This window comes from Pantoea sp. SGAir0180, from assembly GCF_043546245.1.
Genome location: NZ_CP028071.1, coordinates 1,376,796 through 1,396,332, shown reverse-complemented (window position 1 = coordinate 1,396,332; position 19,537 = coordinate 1,376,796). Strand labels below are relative to the sequence as shown.

Annotated in this window: 19 protein-coding genes; 10 read left to right on the top strand and 9 right to left on the bottom strand. The window is 54.4% G+C overall.

Annotation, left to right across the window (positions count from 1 at the left end):
- Positions 1–159: 159 nt before the first annotated feature.
- A complete protein-coding gene (locus tag C1N58_RS06520) occupies positions 160–2,190 on the bottom strand; it encodes a choline transporter (protein ID WP_054633657.1) in 2,031 nt (676 codons plus the stop codon).
- A 258-nt stretch (positions 2,191–2,448) separates the two neighbouring features.
- Between C1N58_RS06520 and betI the strand changes: the two genes are divergently transcribed.
- From betI to C1N58_RS06490, 6 genes are all read left to right on the top strand, one after another.
- The gene (gene betI, locus C1N58_RS06515; protein WP_006120302.1) at positions 2,449–3,042 is read left to right on the top strand and encodes a transcriptional regulator BetI; all 594 of its coding nucleotides are present in this window, start codon (positions 2,449–2,451) and stop codon (positions 3,040–3,042) included.
- 17 nt (positions 3,043–3,059) lie between these two features.
- Positions 3,060–4,532 carry a betaine-aldehyde dehydrogenase gene (gene betB, locus C1N58_RS06510; protein WP_394564713.1) on the top strand — a complete coding sequence of 491 codons (1,473 nt, stop codon included), beginning with the start codon at positions 3,060–3,062 and terminating at the stop codon, positions 4,530–4,532.
- A 23-nt stretch (positions 4,533–4,555) separates the two neighbouring features.
- A complete protein-coding gene (betA, locus tag C1N58_RS06505) occupies positions 4,556–6,238 on the top strand; it encodes a choline dehydrogenase (RefSeq protein WP_054633655.1) in 1,683 nt (560 codons plus the stop codon).
- A gap of 405 nt (positions 6,239–6,643) precedes the next feature.
- Positions 6,644–6,988: a multidrug/spermidine efflux SMR transporter subunit MdtJ gene (mdtJ, locus tag C1N58_RS06500; RefSeq protein WP_006120299.1), complete on the top strand. Its 345-nt coding sequence runs from the start codon at positions 6,644–6,646 to the stop codon at positions 6,986–6,988.
- Positions 6,975–7,304 (top strand): multidrug/spermidine efflux SMR transporter subunit MdtI, encoded by a 330-nt coding sequence (mdtI, locus tag C1N58_RS06495; protein ID WP_033741950.1) that lies wholly within the window; start codon positions 6,975–6,977, stop codon positions 7,302–7,304. The genes mdtJ and mdtI overlap by 14 nt, the downstream gene beginning before the upstream one ends.
- 309 nt (positions 7,305–7,613) lie before the next feature.
- Positions 7,614–8,747, top strand: a complete 1,134-nt coding sequence (locus tag C1N58_RS06490) for an acyltransferase family protein (protein WP_263757919.1) — start codon at positions 7,614–7,616, stop codon at positions 8,745–8,747.
- Positions 8,748–8,789: 42 nt separating this feature from the next.
- On the opposite strand, the gene C1N58_RS06485 is transcribed toward C1N58_RS06490, so the two are convergent.
- Positions 8,790–8,984: a hypothetical protein gene (locus C1N58_RS06485; protein ID WP_394564712.1), complete on the bottom strand. Its 195-nt coding sequence runs from the start codon at positions 8,982–8,984 to the stop codon at positions 8,790–8,792.
- A 548-nt stretch (positions 8,985–9,532) separates the two neighbouring features.
- On the opposite strand from C1N58_RS06485, the gene C1N58_RS06480 reads away from it, so the two are divergent.
- Positions 9,533–11,077, top strand: coding sequence for a methyl-accepting chemotaxis protein (locus tag C1N58_RS06480; protein WP_033741952.1), 1,545 nt, complete (start codon positions 9,533–9,535; stop codon positions 11,075–11,077).
- Between the two features lie 56 nt (positions 11,078–11,133).
- Here C1N58_RS06480 and C1N58_RS06475 read toward each other — a convergent pair whose 3' ends face one another.
- The 4 genes from C1N58_RS06475 to copC all read right to left on the bottom strand — a co-directional run bounded on the left by C1N58_RS06475 (position 11,134) and on the right by copC (position 13,580).
- Positions 11,134–11,592, bottom strand: a complete 459-nt coding sequence (locus C1N58_RS06475; RefSeq protein WP_054687688.1) for an MEKHLA domain-containing protein — start codon at positions 11,590–11,592, stop codon at positions 11,134–11,136.
- Between the two features lie 357 nt (positions 11,593–11,949).
- Positions 11,950–12,297 carry a YebY family protein gene (locus C1N58_RS06470; RefSeq protein WP_394550612.1) on the bottom strand — a complete coding sequence of 116 codons (348 nt, stop codon included), beginning with the start codon at positions 12,295–12,297 and terminating at the stop codon, positions 11,950–11,952.
- Between the two features lie 28 nt (positions 12,298–12,325).
- Positions 12,326–13,201, bottom strand: coding sequence for a copper homeostasis membrane protein CopD (copD, locus tag C1N58_RS06465; protein WP_394550610.1), 876 nt, complete (start codon positions 13,199–13,201; stop codon positions 12,326–12,328).
- A 4-nt stretch (positions 13,202–13,205) separates the two neighbouring features.
- Entirely contained in the window at positions 13,206–13,580 is a 375-nt protein-coding gene (gene copC, locus C1N58_RS06460) for a copper homeostasis periplasmic binding protein CopC (protein ID WP_394550608.1), read from the bottom strand.
- A 150-nt stretch (positions 13,581–13,730) separates the two neighbouring features.
- Here copC and C1N58_RS06455 point away from each other — a divergent pair, with 150 nt between their 5' ends.
- Entirely contained in the window at positions 13,731–13,961 is a 231-nt protein-coding gene (locus C1N58_RS06455; RefSeq protein WP_006120290.1) for a DNA polymerase III subunit theta, read from the top strand.
- On the top strand, positions 13,961–14,629 hold the full coding sequence (gene exoX / locus C1N58_RS06450; RefSeq protein ID WP_394550606.1) for an exodeoxyribonuclease X: 669 nt from the start codon (positions 13,961–13,963) through the stop codon (positions 14,627–14,629). The genes C1N58_RS06455 and exoX overlap by 1 nt, the downstream gene beginning before the upstream one ends.
- Here exoX and C1N58_RS06445 read toward each other — a convergent pair.
- On the bottom strand, positions 14,613–16,685 hold the full coding sequence (locus tag C1N58_RS06445) for a prolyl oligopeptidase family serine peptidase (RefSeq protein WP_394550604.1): 2,073 nt from the start codon (positions 16,683–16,685) through the stop codon (positions 14,613–14,615). The genes exoX and C1N58_RS06445 overlap by 17 nt on opposite strands.
- A gap of 117 nt (positions 16,686–16,802) precedes the next feature.
- Positions 16,803–17,447, bottom strand: a complete 645-nt coding sequence (locus C1N58_RS06440; RefSeq protein WP_205951952.1) for a tellurite resistance TerB family protein — start codon at positions 17,445–17,447, stop codon at positions 16,803–16,805.
- Positions 17,448–17,619: 172 nt separating this feature from the next.
- Here C1N58_RS06440 and purT point away from each other — a divergent pair, with 172 nt between their 5' ends.
- Entirely contained in the window at positions 17,620–18,798 is a 1,179-nt protein-coding gene (purT, locus tag C1N58_RS06435) for a formate-dependent phosphoribosylglycinamide formyltransferase (protein WP_394550810.1), read from the top strand.
- A 37-nt stretch (positions 18,799–18,835) separates the two neighbouring features.
- Here the strand turns inward: purT and C1N58_RS06430 are convergent, their stop codons facing one another.
- Positions 18,836–19,474 (bottom strand): bifunctional 4-hydroxy-2-oxoglutarate aldolase/2-dehydro-3-deoxy-phosphogluconate aldolase, encoded by a 639-nt coding sequence (locus tag C1N58_RS06430; protein WP_033741962.1) that lies wholly within the window; start codon positions 19,472–19,474, stop codon positions 18,836–18,838.
- Between the last annotated feature and the right edge of the window lie 63 nt (positions 19,475–19,537).

The following is a 19,537-nucleotide window of genomic DNA, read 5'->3' as shown; positions in this document are numbered from 1 at the left end:
CCCGTTGTCACGTGGACGGCAGTGATGACACATTTCCCTGTCCCCGGATGTATCGTAGGCCTCCGGCAAAACCTGACTGGCTGTGGACCATGTTTACGCGGCCGGGTTTTCCGTCAGCCATAAAAAACCCGTTAACCTGGCGGCTAACGGGCTGTGGGATCAGGCGCTGGGGAACGTAATGTTGCTGCCCGGTGCCTCTCGATGCAGATGAATAAAGTTCAAGTGGCGCTCATACTGATCGAGTATATCGATGATCACCTGCTCTTTGCTGTAATCCATCAGGTCATTACCCTGACTGCCCTCCAGCAGGAACGTCTCCAGCCGGTAATAGGTAGATTTCCCGCTGCGCGCGCGGTAGGTAAAGCCCGGAATGGAATACTGCTGTGGCCAGACCTGATAGAGGAAATCCTGCTCCTCGCCCAGCTGTACGCGCAGGTCCAGATAACCCAGAGGATGCTCCCCGTCGGCGGCCACGCGGTCCAGCGTGACGCGCGCGCCACGCAGCTCCAGCTCTTTTGCCACGTCCTCCATGGCGGGAAAGATCGTGTCATCCATCATTTTCAGGGTGTAGCGCGAGCCAGGATAGTTCATCAGGCGCGACAGCCGTTTTTTCCAGGTCAGACGGTCAGTAGCATGTGCCAGATAAGGTGCCGTATCCCGCGTCGCACTCACGCGGCGATAATCTTCCACCTTGAGCGATTTATACAGCCCTGCCATCACGAAGAAGATAACGAAACTGAACGGCAGCCCCATGATGACCGTGGTATTTTGCAGCGCCGTAATGCCGTTGGTCATCAGCATACTCAGCGTCAGGACGCCGATGGCGACCGACCAGAATATACGCAGCCAGTTCGGCGCATCACTGTTGATGTCTTTCAGTTTGGAGGTGAAATTACCCAGCACCAGCGAACCGGAATCCGCCGAGGTCACATAGAACAACATACCGGTAATGGTCGCGACGGAAGCACTCAGCTTGAAGGCCGGGTACTGCGCCAAAAGACTGTAGAAACCGCGTTCCGCATGGCCCATCACTTCCTGTGCAAAACCTGCATCGCCATGAAGGATTTCATACAGGGCCGCGTTACCAAAGACCGACAGCCACAGCAGCGTAAAGGTAAAAGGAATCACCAGCGTACCGAGCACAAACTCACGAATGGTACGGCCACGGGAGATACGTGCCAGAAACAGGCCCACGAACGGCGACCAGGCCACCCACCAGGCCCAGAAAAACAGGGTCCAGCTGTTCATCCACTCTGTTGGCCGGTCAAAGGCAAACGTATTCAGCGTCATGCCCATAAAGCGATTGATGTAATCCCCTACGTTGAGCACCAGTGCGTTAAGCAGGAAGCCGGTATTGCCAGCGAACAGGACGAACAGAATCAGGCCGAGAGCCAGCGCCACATTCAGTTCCGATAAAATACGAATGCCTTTGTCAACGCCCGACGTCACGGAAATGGTGGCAATGATCACCGACAGAATAATCAATGCCGTCTGCGCCGTTAATCCTTCCGGAATATCGAACAGGACCTTCAGCCCATAGTTTAACTGCACCACACCAATTCCCAGCGTGGTAGCGATACCAAAGATCGTCCCTATTACCGCGGCAATGTCTACGCTGTGGCCGATGGGACCGTTAATACGTTTACCAAAAATGGGATACAGGGCGGAACGGATGGTTAAGGGCAGATTGTAGCGGTAGCTGAAATAGCCAAGGGCAATCCCCATCAGGGCGTACATTGACCAGCCGGTTAAGCCATAGTGGAACAGAGTCCAGACCATCGCCTGACGGGCCGCTTCAAGCGTTTGCCCTGCCCCTTCCGGCGGCTGCATATACTGCGAAACCGGTTCCGCCACCGAGAAAAACATCAGGTCTATCCCGATACCGGCGGCAAACAGCATTGCCGACCAGCTCAGTATGCTGAATTCCGGTTTCGACTGCTCAGGCCCGAGTTTGATTGAGCCAAAACGGGAACAGGCGATATATACCACGAACACGATATAAAGCGTGGCGGCCAACATGTAATACCAGCCAAACGCTTCGGACACCCAGTTTACCGCCCTCAGTATCCAGTTGGCGGCTTCGCTGCTGAATAAAATAGTGATGAGTGAAAAGGTCAGAATCAATCCTGCGGAGGTGTAGAACACCACGGGGTTGATTCTGTCTTTTTCACTTGCTGGTGGACTCATCATCGTTTACCTCTGGTTGTTGGCTTATCAATTTTGCAAGAGTTCAAACCGGTAAAAACATCCGGTGTCCCGAGGGGTAAGTGTTTTTTACGCTTCGTTTCCTGCCGTTACATTCTGGTCAAAACTAACGAATCTGCCACACTTACCGCTTCACTTACTCAACTTTTAAGACACAGCATCCTAACAAGGTTTCTATTTATATTGAATATCCAATCAAAAAAAGATTAAATAGGGGACTGATTTTGGGTGGGAGCGAACGCAATGCCAAAGGTAGGGATGCAGCCAATACGACGTCGACAGCTGATCGATGCGACGCTGGCAACGATAAATGACGTAGGTATTAATGATGCCACCATTGCTCAGATTGCCCGACGCGCGGGCGTGTCAACCGGCATCATCAGCCACTATTTCAAGGACAAGAACGGATTGCTGGAAGCCACGATGCGCGACGTCACCCGGCAACTACGTGAGGCAGTTGCCCGTCGCCTGCAGCCGTTAGCCAACGCTCCCGCCGAAGAACGACTGCGCGCAATCGTTGAGGGAAACTTCGACGAAAGTCAGGTCGAACGCGCAGTGATGAAAGCCTGGCTGGACTTTTGGTCAAGCAGTATGCACCAGCCTCAGCTTCAACGTCTGGAACGGGTCAGTCATCGCCGTCTTTTTTCATCGCTGGCCGTGGAGTTCCGCCGCCAGTTGCCCAGGGACAGGGCCAGGCTTGCCGCTCACGGGCTGGCCGCCATGATTGATGGCCTGTGGCTACGCGCAGCATTAAGCGGCAAGCCCTTTGACCCGACGACAGCACGGACACTGACCACTCAATTTATTCGCCAGCAGTTAGCCGGCGAACACGCGTAACGGAACCAGGAGAAATTATGTCCCGATTCACCGAACAACACCTCTACATCAATGGTACTTATGTTGCCGCGACGTCTGGAGAAACCTTCCAGACGATTAATCCGGTCAACGGCGAAGTACTGGCTGATGTCCAGATTGCCGGGCGCGAGGATGTCGATCGCGCTGTGGCGGCGGCCAGAAAAGGGCAAAAAATCTGGGCAGCCATGACCGCCATGGAACGCTCACGCATTCTGCGTCGGGCCGTAGATATTCTGCGCGAGCGCAATGATGAGCTGGCTGAACTGGAAATGCTTGATACCGGTAAGCCGTTCAGTGAAACCGCCAGCGTCGACATCGTTACCGGTGCCGATGTGCTGGAGTATTACGCTGGGCTGATCCCTGCGCTGGAAGGCCAGCAAATTCCTCTGCGTGATACCGCGTTTGTGTATACCCGCCGTGAACCCTTAGGCGTGGTCGCCGGTATTGGCGCGTGGAATTACCCGATTCAGATTGCCCTGTGGAAATCTGCCCCGGCCCTCGCCGCAGGCAATGCCATGATTTTCAAACCCAGCGAGGTCACACCGCTGACGGCCCTGAAACTGGCTGAGATTTACACCGAAGCCGGTGTGCCGGACGGCGTTTTCAACGTGCTGCCCGGTACCGGCGCGGTTACCGGTCAACTGCTTACCGAGCATCCGGGTATCGATAAAGTGTCATTTACCGGCGGTGTCGTCAGCGGCAAAAAAGTCATGGCAAATGCGGCAGGATCGACCCTGAAGGACGTCACCATGGAGCTGGGCGGCAAATCCCCGCTGATCATCTTTGATGACGCCGATCTCGATTTGGCCGCCGACATCGCCATGATGGCTAACTTCTACAGTTCCGGCCAGGTATGTACCAACGGTACCCGCGTTTTTGTCCCGGCCGCATTGCAGTCTGCGTTCGAAGCCAAAATCGTAGAACGTGTTGCCCGTATCAAAGCGGGCGATCTGCGCGATCCCGAGACGAACTTTGGTCCGCTGGTCAGCTTTAGCCACCGTGACAACGTGATGCGCTTTATTGAGTCCGGTATTGCAGAAGGTGCCCGTCTGCTGTGTGGCGGTAAACGCTTAACCGGTGACGGGTTTGATCAGGGCGCGTGGGTGGCACCAACCGTATTCAGCGACTGCCGCGACGACATGAAAATTGTCCGTGAGGAAATTTTCGGGCCGGTGATGTCGATCCTGAGTTACATCTCGGAAGAGGAAGTGATACGTCGCGCTAACGATACCGAATATGGTCTGGCCGCGGGTCTGGTGACCCGGGATCTGAATCGTGCGCACCGCGTCATTCATCAGATTGAAGCGGGCATCTGCTGGATTAACACCTGGGGTGAATCTGCCGCTGAAATGCCTGTCGGCGGTTACAAGCATTCTGGCGTCGGTCGTGAAAACGGCTTGATGACGTTGCAGAATTACACCCAGGTGAAGTCGGTTCAGGTTGAGCTGACGCGCTTTCAGTCTGTCTTTTAATCCCCTTACCTGAGGAGCGACGAATGGAATTTGATTACATTATCATTGGAGCCGGATCCGCAGGGAATGTGTTGGCCACCCGACTGACTGAAGACAGTAGCGTGAATGTTCTGCTGCTGGAAGCGGGTGGGCCTGATTATCGTTTCGATTTTCGGACGCAGATGCCCGCGGCCCTGGCGTACCCTTTACAGGGAAAACGGTATAACTGGGCGTATGAAACTGAGCCTGAGCCGTATATGAACAACCGCCGCATGGAGTGTGGTCGGGGTAAAGGCCTGGGCGGTTCTTCGCTGATCAACGGCATGTGTTATATCCGGGGTAACGCGATGGATCTGGACAACTGGGCAAGCATGCCCGGCCTGGAAAACTGGAGCTATCTGGACTGTCTGCCCTACTATCGCAAGTCAGAAACGCGCGATACCGGTGCCAATGACTACCACGGCGGCGATGGTCCGGTCAGCGTGACCACGCCGAAGAAAGGCAACAACGTGCTGTTTGAAGCAATGATTCAGGCAGGCGTTCAGGCCGGCTATCCGCGCACAGATGACCTGAATGGTTATCAGCAGGAAGGCTTTGGGCCTATGGACCGCTTCGTCACGCCAGAAGGCCGACGTTCCAGCACCGCGCGCGGTTATCTTGACCAGGCGAAACGCCGTCCGAACCTGAAAATCGTGACCCATGCCACCACTGACCGTATTTTGTTTGAAGGCAAGCGTGCAATTGGCGTGGAATATATGATCGGTGACAGTAATACGCTGCACACCGTTCATGCGCGACGCGAAGTGCTGCTGTGTGCGGGTGCCATTGCTTCGCCACAAATTTTACAGCGATCGGGTGTGGGATCGTCCGAACTGTTACAGCAGTTTGACATCCCGGTCGTCCATGACCTGCCGGGCGTAGGTGAGAACCTGCAGGATCACCTTGAAATGTACCTGCAGTATGAATGCAAGGAGCCCGTCTCTCTGTATCCCGCACTGAAGTGGTGGAATCAGCCGAAGATCGGCGCAGAGTGGCTGTTTAACGGCACGGGCGTGGGTGCCAGTAACCAGTTCGAAGCGGGTGGCTTTATTCGCAGCCGTGAAGAGTTTACCTGGCCGAATATTCAGTACCACTTCCTGCCGGTAGCGATTAACTACAACGGCTCGAATGCGGTCGATGCGCACGGTTTTCAGTGTCACGTGGGCTCAATGCGTTCACCCAGCCGCGGACATGTGCGCCTGAAGTCCCGCGATCCGCGTCGCCATCCCGCAATTCTGTTCAACTATATGTCGCATGAACAGGACTGGCATGAGTTCCGTGATGCGATTCGTATCACACGTGAAATCATCAATCAGCCCGCGCTGGATAAATACCGTGGCCGTGAGATCAGCCCGGGCATTGAATGCCAGACGGACGAGGAGCTGGATGAATTCGTGCGTAACCATGGCGAAACGGCTTACCATCCTTGCGGAACCTGTAAGATGGGTAATGACGAGATGGCGGTGGTTGATGGCGAAGGCCGCGTACATGGACTGGAAGGTTTGCGCGTGGTCGATGCATCCATAATGCCCTTAATTATTACGGGCAACCTGAATGCGACCACCATCATGATCGGTGAAAAAATCGCCGACTGCATCCGTGGTCGTCAACCGCTGCCGCGCAGTACCGCAGACTACTATGTTGCAGGCGATGCCCCAGTGCGTAAGGCACCTGAGCGGTCAGCCTGATCGCCTCCCTGACCTTAAGCCGGACAACTGTCCGGCTTATTTCTTTTTTCTGCACTTATCACCTACATTAATCAGAATAATAAGCATGATTGCTCTGATTTATGTCAATTCAACTTACAATATCTCGCTGTGCTTTTAACGCCGGTGGTGGTATAAAGTGTGGGTGTTTATTACCGGAGGCTTTACCCGTCCACTGAAGAGAAGCAATAACGTGGATGCATTGTGAAATTATGAGCAGGATGTTCATTCCCCGTTTTACCGCCCTTTCGTTCCTCGCATTACTCAGCGTTAACGCCCTCGATCAGCACTGGCGCAGCGCGCTTTAGTCCCCTTTCCGCTCGTTTATTCCTTTCTGCCGTGGCATCACGGTGGGTTAATTACGACGCTAGTTGTGGAGAAAAAACCATGCGCGCATGGGGATTATTAGCACTCGCTATTGTTGCGGAAATCATGGGTACCCTGACCATGAAATGGTCCAGCCTGAATCAAAGCCAGAGCGGCTATCTGATTATGCTGGGCATGATTGCCTGTTCGTATATCTTCCTGAGTTTTGCCATCAAACGTATCGCACTGGGGGTCGCTTATGCCCTCTGGGAAGGTATCGGCATTATGCTGATCACGCTGTTTAGCGTGCATCTGTTTGATGAAACCGTATCGCCGCTGAAAATCTGCGGTCTGGTCACCTTGATTGTCGGCATTCTGCTGATGAAAACCGGCAGCAAGAAGGAGGCCGATCATGACCCTGCCTGATCTGATTCATTTTGCCTGGCTGGCACTGGCTGTCCTGCTGGAAATTGCCGCCAATATCATGCTCAAGTACAGCAACGGTTTTAAAAAGCCCCTGCCCGGCATCGCGTCGTTGGGCTGTGTGCTGCTGGCATTCAGTGCGCTGTCGCAGGCCGTGAAAGGTATCGATCTTTCCGTGGCTTACGCGCTCTGGGGCGGGTTTGGTCTCGTCGCCACCGTTGCTGCAGGCGGCATTCTCTTTGGTCAGCGCCTGAACCGCAAAGGCTGGGCGGGCCTGGCTCTGCTGTTGCTGGGCATGGTTATGCTGAAACTGGCCTGAGAACAGGGGACGCAGACGTCCCCTTTCCGCCCTTTACCCGTACGTCTGCAATGCCGTCCTGCCCTGCTGTTTATGAAAATACGTCCCTCTTATCCCCAGTGGCAGGCCCGTCAGAGAAAGGGGTTGACCTTTGTCATCGACAGTCACTTCTGAGCCACTCAAAGGTGTGTGTATTATCACGCAGATCGATTATTCATCATAATGTCAGAATCCTCTTACTTTTATCATTGCAGGTGGACTTGATCCGACTGTTAGGGCTTAGTGATGCCTTTGGATCCAGTATAAATAATTGATTAACGAGGTTTTACCATGTCTGCAACGCGAGGATGGTCCACGGAACTGGAAGGGTTACGGGGGATTGCTTCTCTTTGGGTACTGCTGGGACACATAAGCTTGCTTATCCATTGCCATATCACTTTACTCTCTTCTCCGGGGATTGGTGTGGATCTGTTTATCCTGCTTTCGGGCTACCTGATGGCAAAAAACTATGTCGAACGACAGGAAAAAGAGCCGTGGCAAAGCCCGGAAACCATCAAGAAATTCTGGCTACGGCGTTTTTTTCGCATCGCCCCGCTTTACTATCTGCTGCTGGCGGTCGCGCTCATCTCTGGCCCCTGGTTTGGCGAGATGCGCGACACGATCGCACATGTTTATTCGGGCACAGCGACCGATGCCTCACGCTATGCCGATCAGTCACTCATGAATGTCGTGACGCATTTCTCTTTCCTGTTTGGCGTCCTGCCCGCCTATGGCTTTAACACCACGCTGCCCGACTGGAGTATCGGGCTGGAAATGCAGTTTTATCTGCTGTTTCCCTTTATCATGCTGGCGGTTATGCGCTTCGGTTATGCCCCGGCATTGCTGTGCATCATGGCGCTGAGCTGTGCCGGCCGTTATCTGCTGCCTGACTATTACGAAGCCTTTGAAATGCCGTCCATGATTCTGATTAAACTCAATATGTTTATTTCGGGCATGCTGCTGGCGGAGGCCGTACGGCGCAAGTCCCTGCTCTATGTGGTCTTTGCCCTTGCTGGCCCGGTGGTCAGTGTGTTTATCGGGTTAGGCGCGATCAAACTTCAGGTGGTGATGGAAGCCTTGATGATTATCGGCATGGCGGCGGTGCTGTGGCAGTATCAGGAAAACAGTCTGATGGCGCGGCTCATTCAGCTTCCACGTAAGGTGTTAAACAACCGCCTGAGTACATGGCTGGGCGATGTCTCTTTTTCCGTGTATTTGCTGCATCTGCTGATTGTGATTCCGGCTATCGCGCTGTTGCTGAAACAAACGGATATTGCTTACCAGAGTGATGTCACGCGTTTCCTGATTGTCTGTGCCGTATCTCTGCCGCTGACATATGGCCTGGCCTCTTTACTGTACCAGTATGTTGAGAAACCGGGCATCAGACTGGGCAAAAAAGTGCTGGCTCCCAAACCTGCCCTGTAATACCAATATGGCTCGCCGGGGCGAGCCATTTTTATCCTCACATCATAATGCATTGCCTACATCATGCTGCTTTTCCCTCACATGCTCATCCGGTGATTCCGGCGTATCGGCAAGGCTATTGTACGTTTTCAGTCCGACGAGATGCGTCGGATCGTGCCTGCTGTGTACCAGGCTTTGTGCGGCAGAACCAAACGAGACAATCAAAAACATCCAGGCCACTGCTAATGATTTCCGCATTGTGCTATCCCATGCTGTGAATGGAGTCGCTATGGTGAAGAAATCAGGGTAAGGGAGTGTCTGATAAACTTAAAATTTTCGTCAATATTGTTACCTGCCTCACATATTTTCAGTGATCCATTGACACGCATGACGGTCGCGGCCCTGTGCGGGCTCGGGATAATCGCCCCTCACACTTCAGCAAAAAGACAAGCGTGTCCCCCTTACGCATCGCAAAAACGTGCTGAGCTTAACGTTTTTCGGGTCCGGATTCGGCCCAGGCTGTGCGGCGCATCAGGGTTAGGGAGGAATCACCACTTATATTTATCCATCACCTCAAAAACACATGTTTTCCCGATGTAATACATAAATAAATTCTTTGTTTTTTCATCATTTACCCCCTTCTTCGCAATGAAATCCTTTTATCTGACCATTTATTGATTAAGATCATTTTCAATAGTGCGAAATTAAATATTAACGATATTTATGTAAATTTTGCATTTTCCATTAATTATTTATGCCTCTGATGCCGATAGAGAACGAAACCGCTCCTTATCAGGAATCTTATTATGAAAATCTCTACACGGCTTGCGACGGGTTTCGGCCTGCTCATTCTCCTTTTGATCCTCTGTACTGCCGTTTCTCTGACCTCCCTGCATCATGCCAAAACGGGCATGGACGATGTCGTGAACAGCAAAATGAGAAAATACCAACTTATTCTGGATATGCGTGGCGGACTGCGCGATCTGGCGATAGCCGTGCGAAATCTGGCCCTGCTCACCGACGACAAAGAAATGCAGCCAGAGTTACAACGCCTTAATACGCAGAAAGCATTGTTCATTCAAAACCGCGAGACACTTGAAACCATGATGCAGACTCAGTCTACAGCGGAAGAACAGGCTGCCCTGAATCATATCAGGGAACTTGAAGCACCGATGATGGCGTCCTTCGTGACGGCCGGGCAATTGGGACTAAAAAATGAGCAAACAGAAGCGACGCGCTATCTCATGACGACCCTGCGTCCACTGCAACGCAATATGCTGGATGCGCTTAATAAAGCCACCGATATTCTGATGTATAGCAGCCGTAACGCCGTAGAAGTTAACAGCCAGTCCACCAGCCGGGCGTCGGTAACGCTGGTGCTGCTAGCCGTGCTTTCTGTCCTGTTCTCGGTAGCAACTGGCTATGTGATTACACGTGTGCTGATGCGTCAACTGGGCGGTGAGCCCGCCCAGGCGCAGGCGCTGGCCGCTGCAATTGCGGCAGGTGACCTGACATCCAGCGTTTCGCTGCGTCGCCATGACACCACCAGCCTGCTTGCGTCCCTGGATGGTATGCAGGCGAAGCTGCGCGGGCTGGTCTCAGAAATTAAACAAACGTCGGGCAATGTTGCCCTGGCGGCAGAGGAAATCGCCCAGGGAAATACCGAACTCTCCTCGCGTACTGAACAGCAGGCTGCTGCCTTGCAGGAAACGGCGGCCAGCATGGAGCAGTTAACTGCGACGGTAAAAAGTAATACCGCCGGTGCTCAAACTACGGCCTCAACGGCGCGTGAAACTGCAGAGCTGGCCCGCAGCGGTGAGAGTGATGTCCACCGGATGTCAGAAACCATGAACGATATTTCCCTGAGCGCCGCCAAAATTCGCGATATCACCGGCGTGATAGAAGGCATTGCTTTTCAGACCAATATTCTTGCGCTGAATGCCGCCGTTGAAGCCGCGCGGGCGGGTGAACAGGGACGCGGGTTTGCGGTCGTGGCAGGCGAAGTCCGCACGCTGGCCCAGCGCAGCGCCACTGCCGCAAAAGAGATAAAATCTCTGATTGAGCAGGCGGTGGAGCAAGTGGGAAGCGGCGTCAAAGTGGCCAACGGCACGGGTGAAAGTATCCTGAAAATTGTCAGCATGGTGGGCGACCTCGCGAGTGCGATGGATGAAATTTCCCTTGCCTCTGCCGAACAGATGCAGGGCATTTCACAGGTCAGCGTCGCGGTGAGTCAGATGGACAGCGTAACGCAGAATAACGCGGCACTGGTGGAAGAATCGTCTTCGGCTTCACAATCTCTGTCCGAGCAGGCCCATGCGCTGCGCGGCATGGTAGAAGCCTTCCGCGTGTAACGCACGCCATTGCGCCACGTCATCGCAGGTAAGGTATGACGTGGCACAACGTTGTTTTACTTTCTGGACTGACGGGGACGAGGCCAGAACAAGGCGGCCTGCCCCCAGTCCGCTTCGTGTTCTTCTGACTGCCAGACTTCACCCTCGTAGATGGTGAAGGTCTCACCCTGTTTATTGACGCGCGGGCCACTATAACCTGTGGCGATGCCATTGCGCCTCACGCTGTCCAGCAAACGCTGCCGCTCCGCCCTGTCGGCAGGCCCGGCGCTAAGCCGTGAGGGCAGTTGCAGCATCTCCGCCAGGCTGTAGTGAAAACAATCCAGCGCACAGCGGTTGGCATAGACAAAAACCGGATCGGCCTCACGGTTATGCGCGAGAATACTGTACGGCGCATCCTCGTGGAGCCAGCGGTAACGATCGGCTATGTGCTCAGGACAGTATAATCCGTTGCCAGTCAGCATCCGGTAGCGGTCATCAATGCGTTTCAGTAAGGCGATTTGCTGTTCAGACGACATGCTTCTCTCCGTAACGAAAATCAGAATGCGAAGCGCTAATGTGGCGGGATTACACGGGGAGATCAAGGACGGGAAGATGACAGTGCCTGGTGCGTTCCGGCTTATTGGCGACCGGGATGGATATTAAGACGCGTCGGGTATAAAAAAAGACCGAACACTATTCCAGGTATTCGGTCCAGGGAAAGGGCTCTCAAGGAGCCGTGCGCTAAAAGTTGGCATTCGTTCAGGCTTTCGCCTTGCCTGTAAAGCGTAGGCCAAGACAGGAGATTTTCCAGCCAGTGCAGCGGTGCTGTGCAAAAAACCGACAGGTTTGTGATCGGCTAAACAATTTTGCTGACAACCCTGCCGTATCGCGTGTTATTTCGCGCACAGCGCCTGCGCACGATCGACGATGGGCTGCAGACTCATCATCTGATCCGGATGGGCTTTATCCGGGGCCTGAATCACGCTGATCGGCTGCGCTTTAACCTGACCGGCCTTGAACTGCGCATCCGCTTTGTCGTTGAGGGGATACTGCATCAGCGTGCTGGGGTTAATCGCAAACAGCGCGCCGTCTTTCTCGCAGGTTAACATCACCTCTTCCCGGTTAAAGGGCCACTTCTCTTTGCCAATTTCGAAGCGGCTGACGGTGATAATTTGTGCCGCCAGCGCCTGGCCAGCCAGTGTGAATAACAGCAATGCAGGGATCGCTTTTCTCAGCAACATAACGTTCCTTTCTTGAATGTCGGTCATTTCAGGTTGGCGACAGCGTAGCAAACACACTCACCAACCCCACTACGCCGCATGCCAGCACAATTTCCAGCTGAGTCATGCGAATAAACTGCTGCAGTGCGCCCAGGCCAGCGACATGAAAACGCGGAACTAATCGGTAGCGGTTCCAGAGCGCAATCATCACCATAAGGCCCACCAGCGCGACTTTACAGAGCAACAGTACAACATAACGGTTAAGCGACCAGTCACCCGGCCAGCCTGCAATCAGCAGGCTGTTTACCAGTCCGGTGACCAGCGTCAGGGCCACAGCCAGATGCCCGTAGCGGGAAAAACGCATCATCGTGCGGATTGCGGTGGTTCGGAAGGCAATGTTCCGAGCCATCTGCATCAACACCAGTAACGGCACCAGGCCACCCGTCCAAAAAGATGCGGCGATCAGATGTACAACGTGATTACCTTGTTGCGCGATGCCAGCTAACCCCTCCCGCATCGCGGCATGGCCGATGAGCGCCAGACAACCACACTGTAGCAGACTGGTCAGCCACCCGATCCACTGCCGCTGCGGGTCACGCATCAGGATAGCGGCTACGCTGCACAACGAAAAGAGGAGTTGCCATTGCCACACCGCGCCCCAGTGTGTAGACAGCACCGCCATCCATACGTCCGGCACGGCCAGGTTGTGCCAGTCGCCACTCATCAATGCCGTCTGCGCGGCCAGCATACACAGCGCAGTCAGGAGTGCCAGGATTGCACTGCCTGTCATCAGGCGTGACAGGCGCGATATCAGCGCCGCCCGTAACGAAACGGGCGCCAGCAGCGTCGTACAGAAATGGCTGCCGACCAGTACTATAATCGCCGTAAAATGCAGTGCCCGCAGCACCACCCACAGTGTCGTCACAGGATTACTTCACGGTAAACGTATAATTTCCGTTTGTTTTATGCCCGTCCACGGACAGCACATGCCAGTTTACCTGATACGTGCCCTGAGTCAGCGGCTGAGCGAAGTTAACCCGTAACTGGTTATGCCGGGCTTTATCGCGGCTGATCTTGCCCGCAATCGTTTTATGCTGAGCATCCACCACCTTAACGCCGCTGAACGCGGGCTCAACATCTTCCGTAAAATTCAGGGTTATCTGCTGCGGCGCGGGCGATATTTCGGCTTTTGCGGCGGGGACAGAGGACGTAAGATGCGCGTGCGCCAGCGCCAACGGACTAAAAGCCAGTGTCGAGGTCGCAAACGCGATCATTGCGCCATGCGAAAGTAATGTTTTCTTCATAACATCATCCTGTTAACGCCTGGTAAGGCCATAAACGTGGCGCAAGAATACGCCGCTGCAATTTAACTGTCGAGGCCAGCAATGCTATCCTTTACCTTGCGTATGGCGGAGGAAAACATTACTTTTGCGCACGCATATCAGGAGAATATCATGAGTCATAACCTTGCCTTGCTGTCGCAGGAAGAGAAAGACAAAGTCAACGTTGATCTGGCGGCGGCAGGCGTTGCATTTAAAGAACGCTATAACATGCCTGTGGTGGCTGAAATGGTGGCCAGTGAACAACCCGAAGCCCTGCGCGACTGGTTTCGTCAGCGCTTAATGCACTATCGCCAGGCCTCTCTGAATCTGTCCCGCCTGCCCTACGAGCCTAAACAGAAATAATGTTACGTGTCATTGATACAGAAACCTGCGGGCTGCAAGGCGGCGTTGTCGAAGTGGCATCCGTGGATGTGATTGACGGCCAGATCGTCAATCCTATGAGCGATTTGGTTTCACCCGACCGCCCTATCAGCCGCCAGGCGATGGCCGTTCATCGCATCACTGAAGCGATGGTGATGGGTAAGCCGCCGATTGAAGATGCCATTACGCGTTACCACGGCAGTGCATATTATGTCGCGCACAATGCCAGCTTTGACCGCCGGATGTTGCCTGAGATGGCCGGCGACTGGATCTGCACCATGACGCTGGCACGCCAGCTGTGGCCAGGTATCAAATACGGGAATCAGGCGCTGCGGCACAGTCTGAAGCTGGAAGTGACGCCGCCCGCAGATTTACATGCTCACCGCGCACTTTACGACTGCTATGTTACGGCGGCCCTGTTGATCCGCATTATGGACCTGTCTGGCTGGAGCGCCGCTGAAATGAGCCAGCGCTCTCAGCCTGCCGCTCAGCGCGATGACGTACTGCCGTTTGGTAAGTATCGCGGCCAGGCGCTGGCCGCCATTGCCCGCAAAGATCCGGGTTATCTGAAATGGATGCTGGAGAACGTTAAAGATTTGCGCCCGCCATTGCGACAGGCGCTGCGTAAATATCTCAGTCAGCTTCCCTGAGGTCAGGCGGGGGCAGACTCCCCTGGGCCAGTGCAATGATAAAGGTCAGCTCCAGCGCGACGCCTTCGTAGGCTTTATAACGCCCTGACTTGCCCCCGTGCCCCGAGTCCATATCGGTACAGAGCAGGAGCAGTGTGTCATCCGTTTTATGTTCACGCAGTTTTGCGACCCATTTCGCCGGTTCCCAGTACTGCACCTGTGAATCGTGCAGGCCTGTGGTAACCAGCAGATGGGGACAGGGCCGGGCGTCAATATTGTCGTACGGGCTGTACTGACGAATAGCGTGGTAATACTTCGCCTCATTTGGGTTGCCCCATTCGTCATACTCCCCCGTGGTCAGCGGAATTGATTCATCAAGCATGGTGGTTAACACATCGACAAACGGCACCTGCGCAACGACACCGTGATACAGCGTCGGTGCAAGATTGATGACCGCCCCCATCAGCAGTCCGCCCGCACTGCCGCCCATGGCATAAAGCCGGTCCGGGTGCCCGAACCCCCTTGCCACCAGTTCATGGGTTACGTCAATAAAATCGGTAAAACTGTTCATCTTGTTAAGCAGGCGACCGCCGTCATACCATTGTTGCCCCAGCTCACCGCCGCCACGCACATGCACAAGTGCATAGACAAAACCGCGATCCAGCAAACTCAGCCGGCTGACGCTAAAGTCCGCATCCATGCTGCTGCCATAGGCACCATAACCGTAAACCAGCATCGGGTTCTGTCCCTTCTGATAGTACTTGCGGTTATAGACCAGCGAGACCGGCACTTCGGTGCCGTCAGTCACGGTAATCCAGTGATGTTCGCTTTTGTACTCATCCGGATTGAAGTCTTTGACGCTGCTCTGCTTTAAAATACGGCGTTCACCCGTGTCCATATCCAGTTCGAACAGCGTGGCAGGCGTGGTCATGGAGGAGTAGCCATAGCGCAGTTTACTGGTGCGTGGCGTGGGGTTGTAAGCCAGCCAGGTTACGTACGTAGGATCGTCAAATGCGATACCGCTGGTTTCGCCCGTGTGCCAGTTCATTTGCCGCAGGCTGGTAAGGCCGCGCTGGCGTTCCTCGACAACCAGCCAGTCACGGAAGAGCTGAAAGTCTTCCATCACCACATGGTCACGCGCGGGGATCACGGTTTCCCAACGCGATTCGTCGAGGTAACGCGTGCGGTACAGGCCAAAGTTTTTGCCTTCACGGTTTGAGCGTATAAAAAACGTAAAGTCATAGTGGTCGAGGCTGTAGTCGTGATCGCGTCGCCGTGGCAGAAAGACCTGTGGGAGGGCGTCCGGCAAATCGGCGTCCAGCAGCTGAATTTCACTGGTATTGGTACTGTCCAGTACGATCAGGATGAACTGTTTTGAGGTGGTTTTATGAATGCTGAGGTGAAAGGTATCATCCTTTTCTTCATAAACCAGCTGGTCATCGCTTTGTGGCGTGCCCAGTTCATGCCGCCAGAGCTGGTAAGACAGCAACGTTTGCGGATGCTTGCGCACATAGTAGAGCGTGCGTGAATCATTCGCCCAGGCAAAGCTGGAAGAGGCATCATTCAGCACCTCAGGATACCAGCTCCCGTTTTCCAGATTGCGAAAGCGAATGCCGTACTGGCGGCGGGAAAGGAAATCTTCTGCCAGGGCCATGACCTGATTGTCCGGGCTGATATGCAGCGCGCCCATGGTATAAAAATCACTGTGTGAAGCCCGCTGATTGGCATCCAGCAGCAACGTCCATTCATCAGTTTCCTGATAACTGGCAGGCTGCCGGTAATAGGCGGCATATTCATTACCACTTTCATAACGGCTTTGGTAGCGGTAGCCATTTTTTACGTAGGGAACGGAATGGTCCTGAGGCGGCAGTCGGTCAATGATCTCGTGGAGAATACGGTTTTGTAATGGCTCCTGTGACGCCATGATTTTCTGACCATAGTTGTTCTCAGCACGCAGGTAGTCCAGCACATCGCTGTTTTCGCGTTTGTCATCGCGCAACCAGTAGTAGTTATCGACCCGCGTCTCGCCATGCAGCGACATCTCGTAAGGTATTTTTTTCGCGTCAGGTGCTTTCATATCATCCATCCTGCTGAACATCATCAACATTAAGGGTGGCACTAATGTCTTCAGATGCCAAGTCAGGGATAGTGAGTATGAGCGTGTTCAGGGCCCTGTTACGGGCCCGGACATGAGTTAACTGGCCTTCTGCTGATCAATATCCTGCTGGATACCTTTTCGGACATCCTGCGGAATTTTTAGCGCGTCGCCCAGTGCCGACAGGTAGCTGCGCTCCATAAAATGATCAACATCAATGGCGGCACAGCTGAGAAAATAGAGTTCCAGTGCTTCTTCTTCATTTTTAACATCCGCCGCCAGCCATTCGGGGTCCAGCGGCCGCTGCATGGCCTGCTGGATCAGTTTCTCCGCATCCTGACCATAGCCTGCCTGATGAATGTTCTGCTCAATCGCCGCACGTTCACGGTCATCAATATGCCCGTCGCTTTTGGCGGCAAACACTAAGGCCGTGACCAGTCGTTCTGCGCGCTGATCAACCGGCGTCTGTAACTCACCAAAACCCGGTTCGTCCTGATGGGTTTCACGCACCCGCTGTTTGTATTTGTTCCACAACACCGCGCCCGCTGCTGCCCCGCCGCCGATGATTAAGGCTTTGCCGCCATATTTAGTTAACAGCTTGCGTGATGATTTACTGGCCACCAGCAATCCCGCCAGGCCACCCAGCGCACCGGGGGCCAGCATCTCACTCAGCCCGCCGCCGGATTTGCCGTCACCGCTCTTTTTTGCCAGTACTGATTGAATCTGTTGCAGCCAGTTATTCATTATTTACTCCCCTTACCATCCAGAAACATCATCATTACCAAAAAGATGTCAGGAAACGTCAGAGCAGGAAAAGTAGCGCAAACGAGATGAAATGTGCGCAAGAGGTGAGAAAGCAAACGTTTTCGTTTATACTGCGCGCGAATTTTGACTGGTTGACTGCTTAGGTGAAATGATGACGACTCTCGGAACTGCGCTACGCCCTGCTGCCACGCGCGTCATGCTGTTAGGCTCAGGAGAACTGGGCAAAGAAGTCGCGCTGGAATGTCAGCGTCTGGGTGTGGAAGTGATTGCGGTTGACCGCTACGCCAATGCGCCTGCGATGCATGTAGCGCACCGTATCCATGTGATAAATATGCTGGACGGCGACGCACTGGCCGCCGTTATTGCCCAGGAGAAACCAGACTTCGTGGTGCCTGAGATTGAAGCCATCGCAACAGAGAAACTGCTGGAGCTGGAGCAGCAAGGTCAGCGCGTCGTGCCCACTGCCCGCGCTGCCCGCCTCACCATGAACCGCGAAGGCATTCGTCGTCTGGCCGCAGAGGAGCTGGCACTGCCCACTTCAACCTACCGCTTTGCCGACAGCAAAGAAAATTTTGTCGCTGCCGCCGCCGGGATTGGTTTTCCCTGCATCGTCAAACCCGTTATGAGTTCATCCGGCAAAGGCCAGAGTTTTATTCGCGATGCCAGCCAGCTGGATAAGGCCTGGGATTATGCGCAACAAGGCGGTCGCGCCGGGGCGGGACGCGTTATCGTTGAAGGCGTGGTGAAGTTTGATTTTGAAATCACCCTGCTGACCATCAGGGCCGTTGACGGCATTCATTTCTGCGCCCCTATCGGTCATCGCCAGGAAGACGGCGATTACCGTGAGTCATGGCAGCCGCAGCAGATGAGCGACCTGGCGCTACAGCGTGCCCAGCATATCGCGGAAACCGTGGTCAACGCACTGGGTGGCTATGGATTATTTGGTGTGGAGCTGTTTGTATGCGGCGACGAAGTGGTATTCAGTGAAGTCTCTCCGCGTCCGCACGACACCGGCATGGTGACGCTGATCTCGCAGGATCTGTCAGAATTCGCCCTGCATGTCCGCGCGTTCCTGGGGCTGCCTGTAGGGGCCATTCGCCAGTACGGCCCTTCTGCTTCAGCCGTTATTCTGCCACAGTTAACCAGCCAGAATGTCCGCTTTGCGAATGTAGAAGCAGCACTGGGGGCGGGTTTGCAGTTGCGCCTGTTTGGCAAGCCCGAAATTGAAGGTCATCGTCGTTTAGGTGTTGCTCTGGCCTGCGCCGAGACAACGGAAGAGGCTGTTGCGCGCGCGGTAGCCAGTGCGGCTGCCGTCAGCGTTCAGGGTTAAGTGAGTGCGGTGAGCCTGCGGGCTCACCGTCTGCCCGTTAGCGGGCCCCCGCGACGGCCTCGCTGGCCAGCTGCGTAATACGCTGCCAGTCCCCTGCTTCCAGCGCCTCGTTCGGCACCAGCCAGGAGCCGCCGATACAAAGTACGCTTTTCAGCGCCAGATAATCACGGTAATTCGCTGGTGAGATACCGCCCGTCGGACAGAAACGCACCTGAGGGAAAGGCCCACCGATGGCCTGTAGCGCTTTTACCCCGCCGTTGGCTTCGGCCGGGAAAAATTTAAACTCTCGCAGACCGTAATCCATGCCGGTCATTAATTCTGACACCGTGCTGATGCCGGGAATAAGCGGAACTGGCCCTTCAACGGCGGCCTTGAGTAAGGACTCGGTGATACCGGGACTGATTACAAACTGTGCGCCCGCTTCCGTCACTTCCTGGAGCTGCTGTGTGTTCAGCACCGTTCCCGCACCGACAATAGCCTCTGGCACCTGTTTGATAATGGCGCGTAAGGCATCCATCGCCACGGGCGTGCGTAAGGTCACTTCCAGCACCCTGACGCCGCCGGCGACCAGCGCCTGAGCCATGGGAACCGCATGTTCCAGCTTGTTAACCACGATTACCGGCACGACCGGTCCGGTTTTCAGAATCTGTTCTGCACTCGTTTTCCAGTTTTTCATCACTTCCCCTGGTAAATAACATTGTGATCACTGCGCCGAAGCCTTTACAGCGCCAGTCCGGTT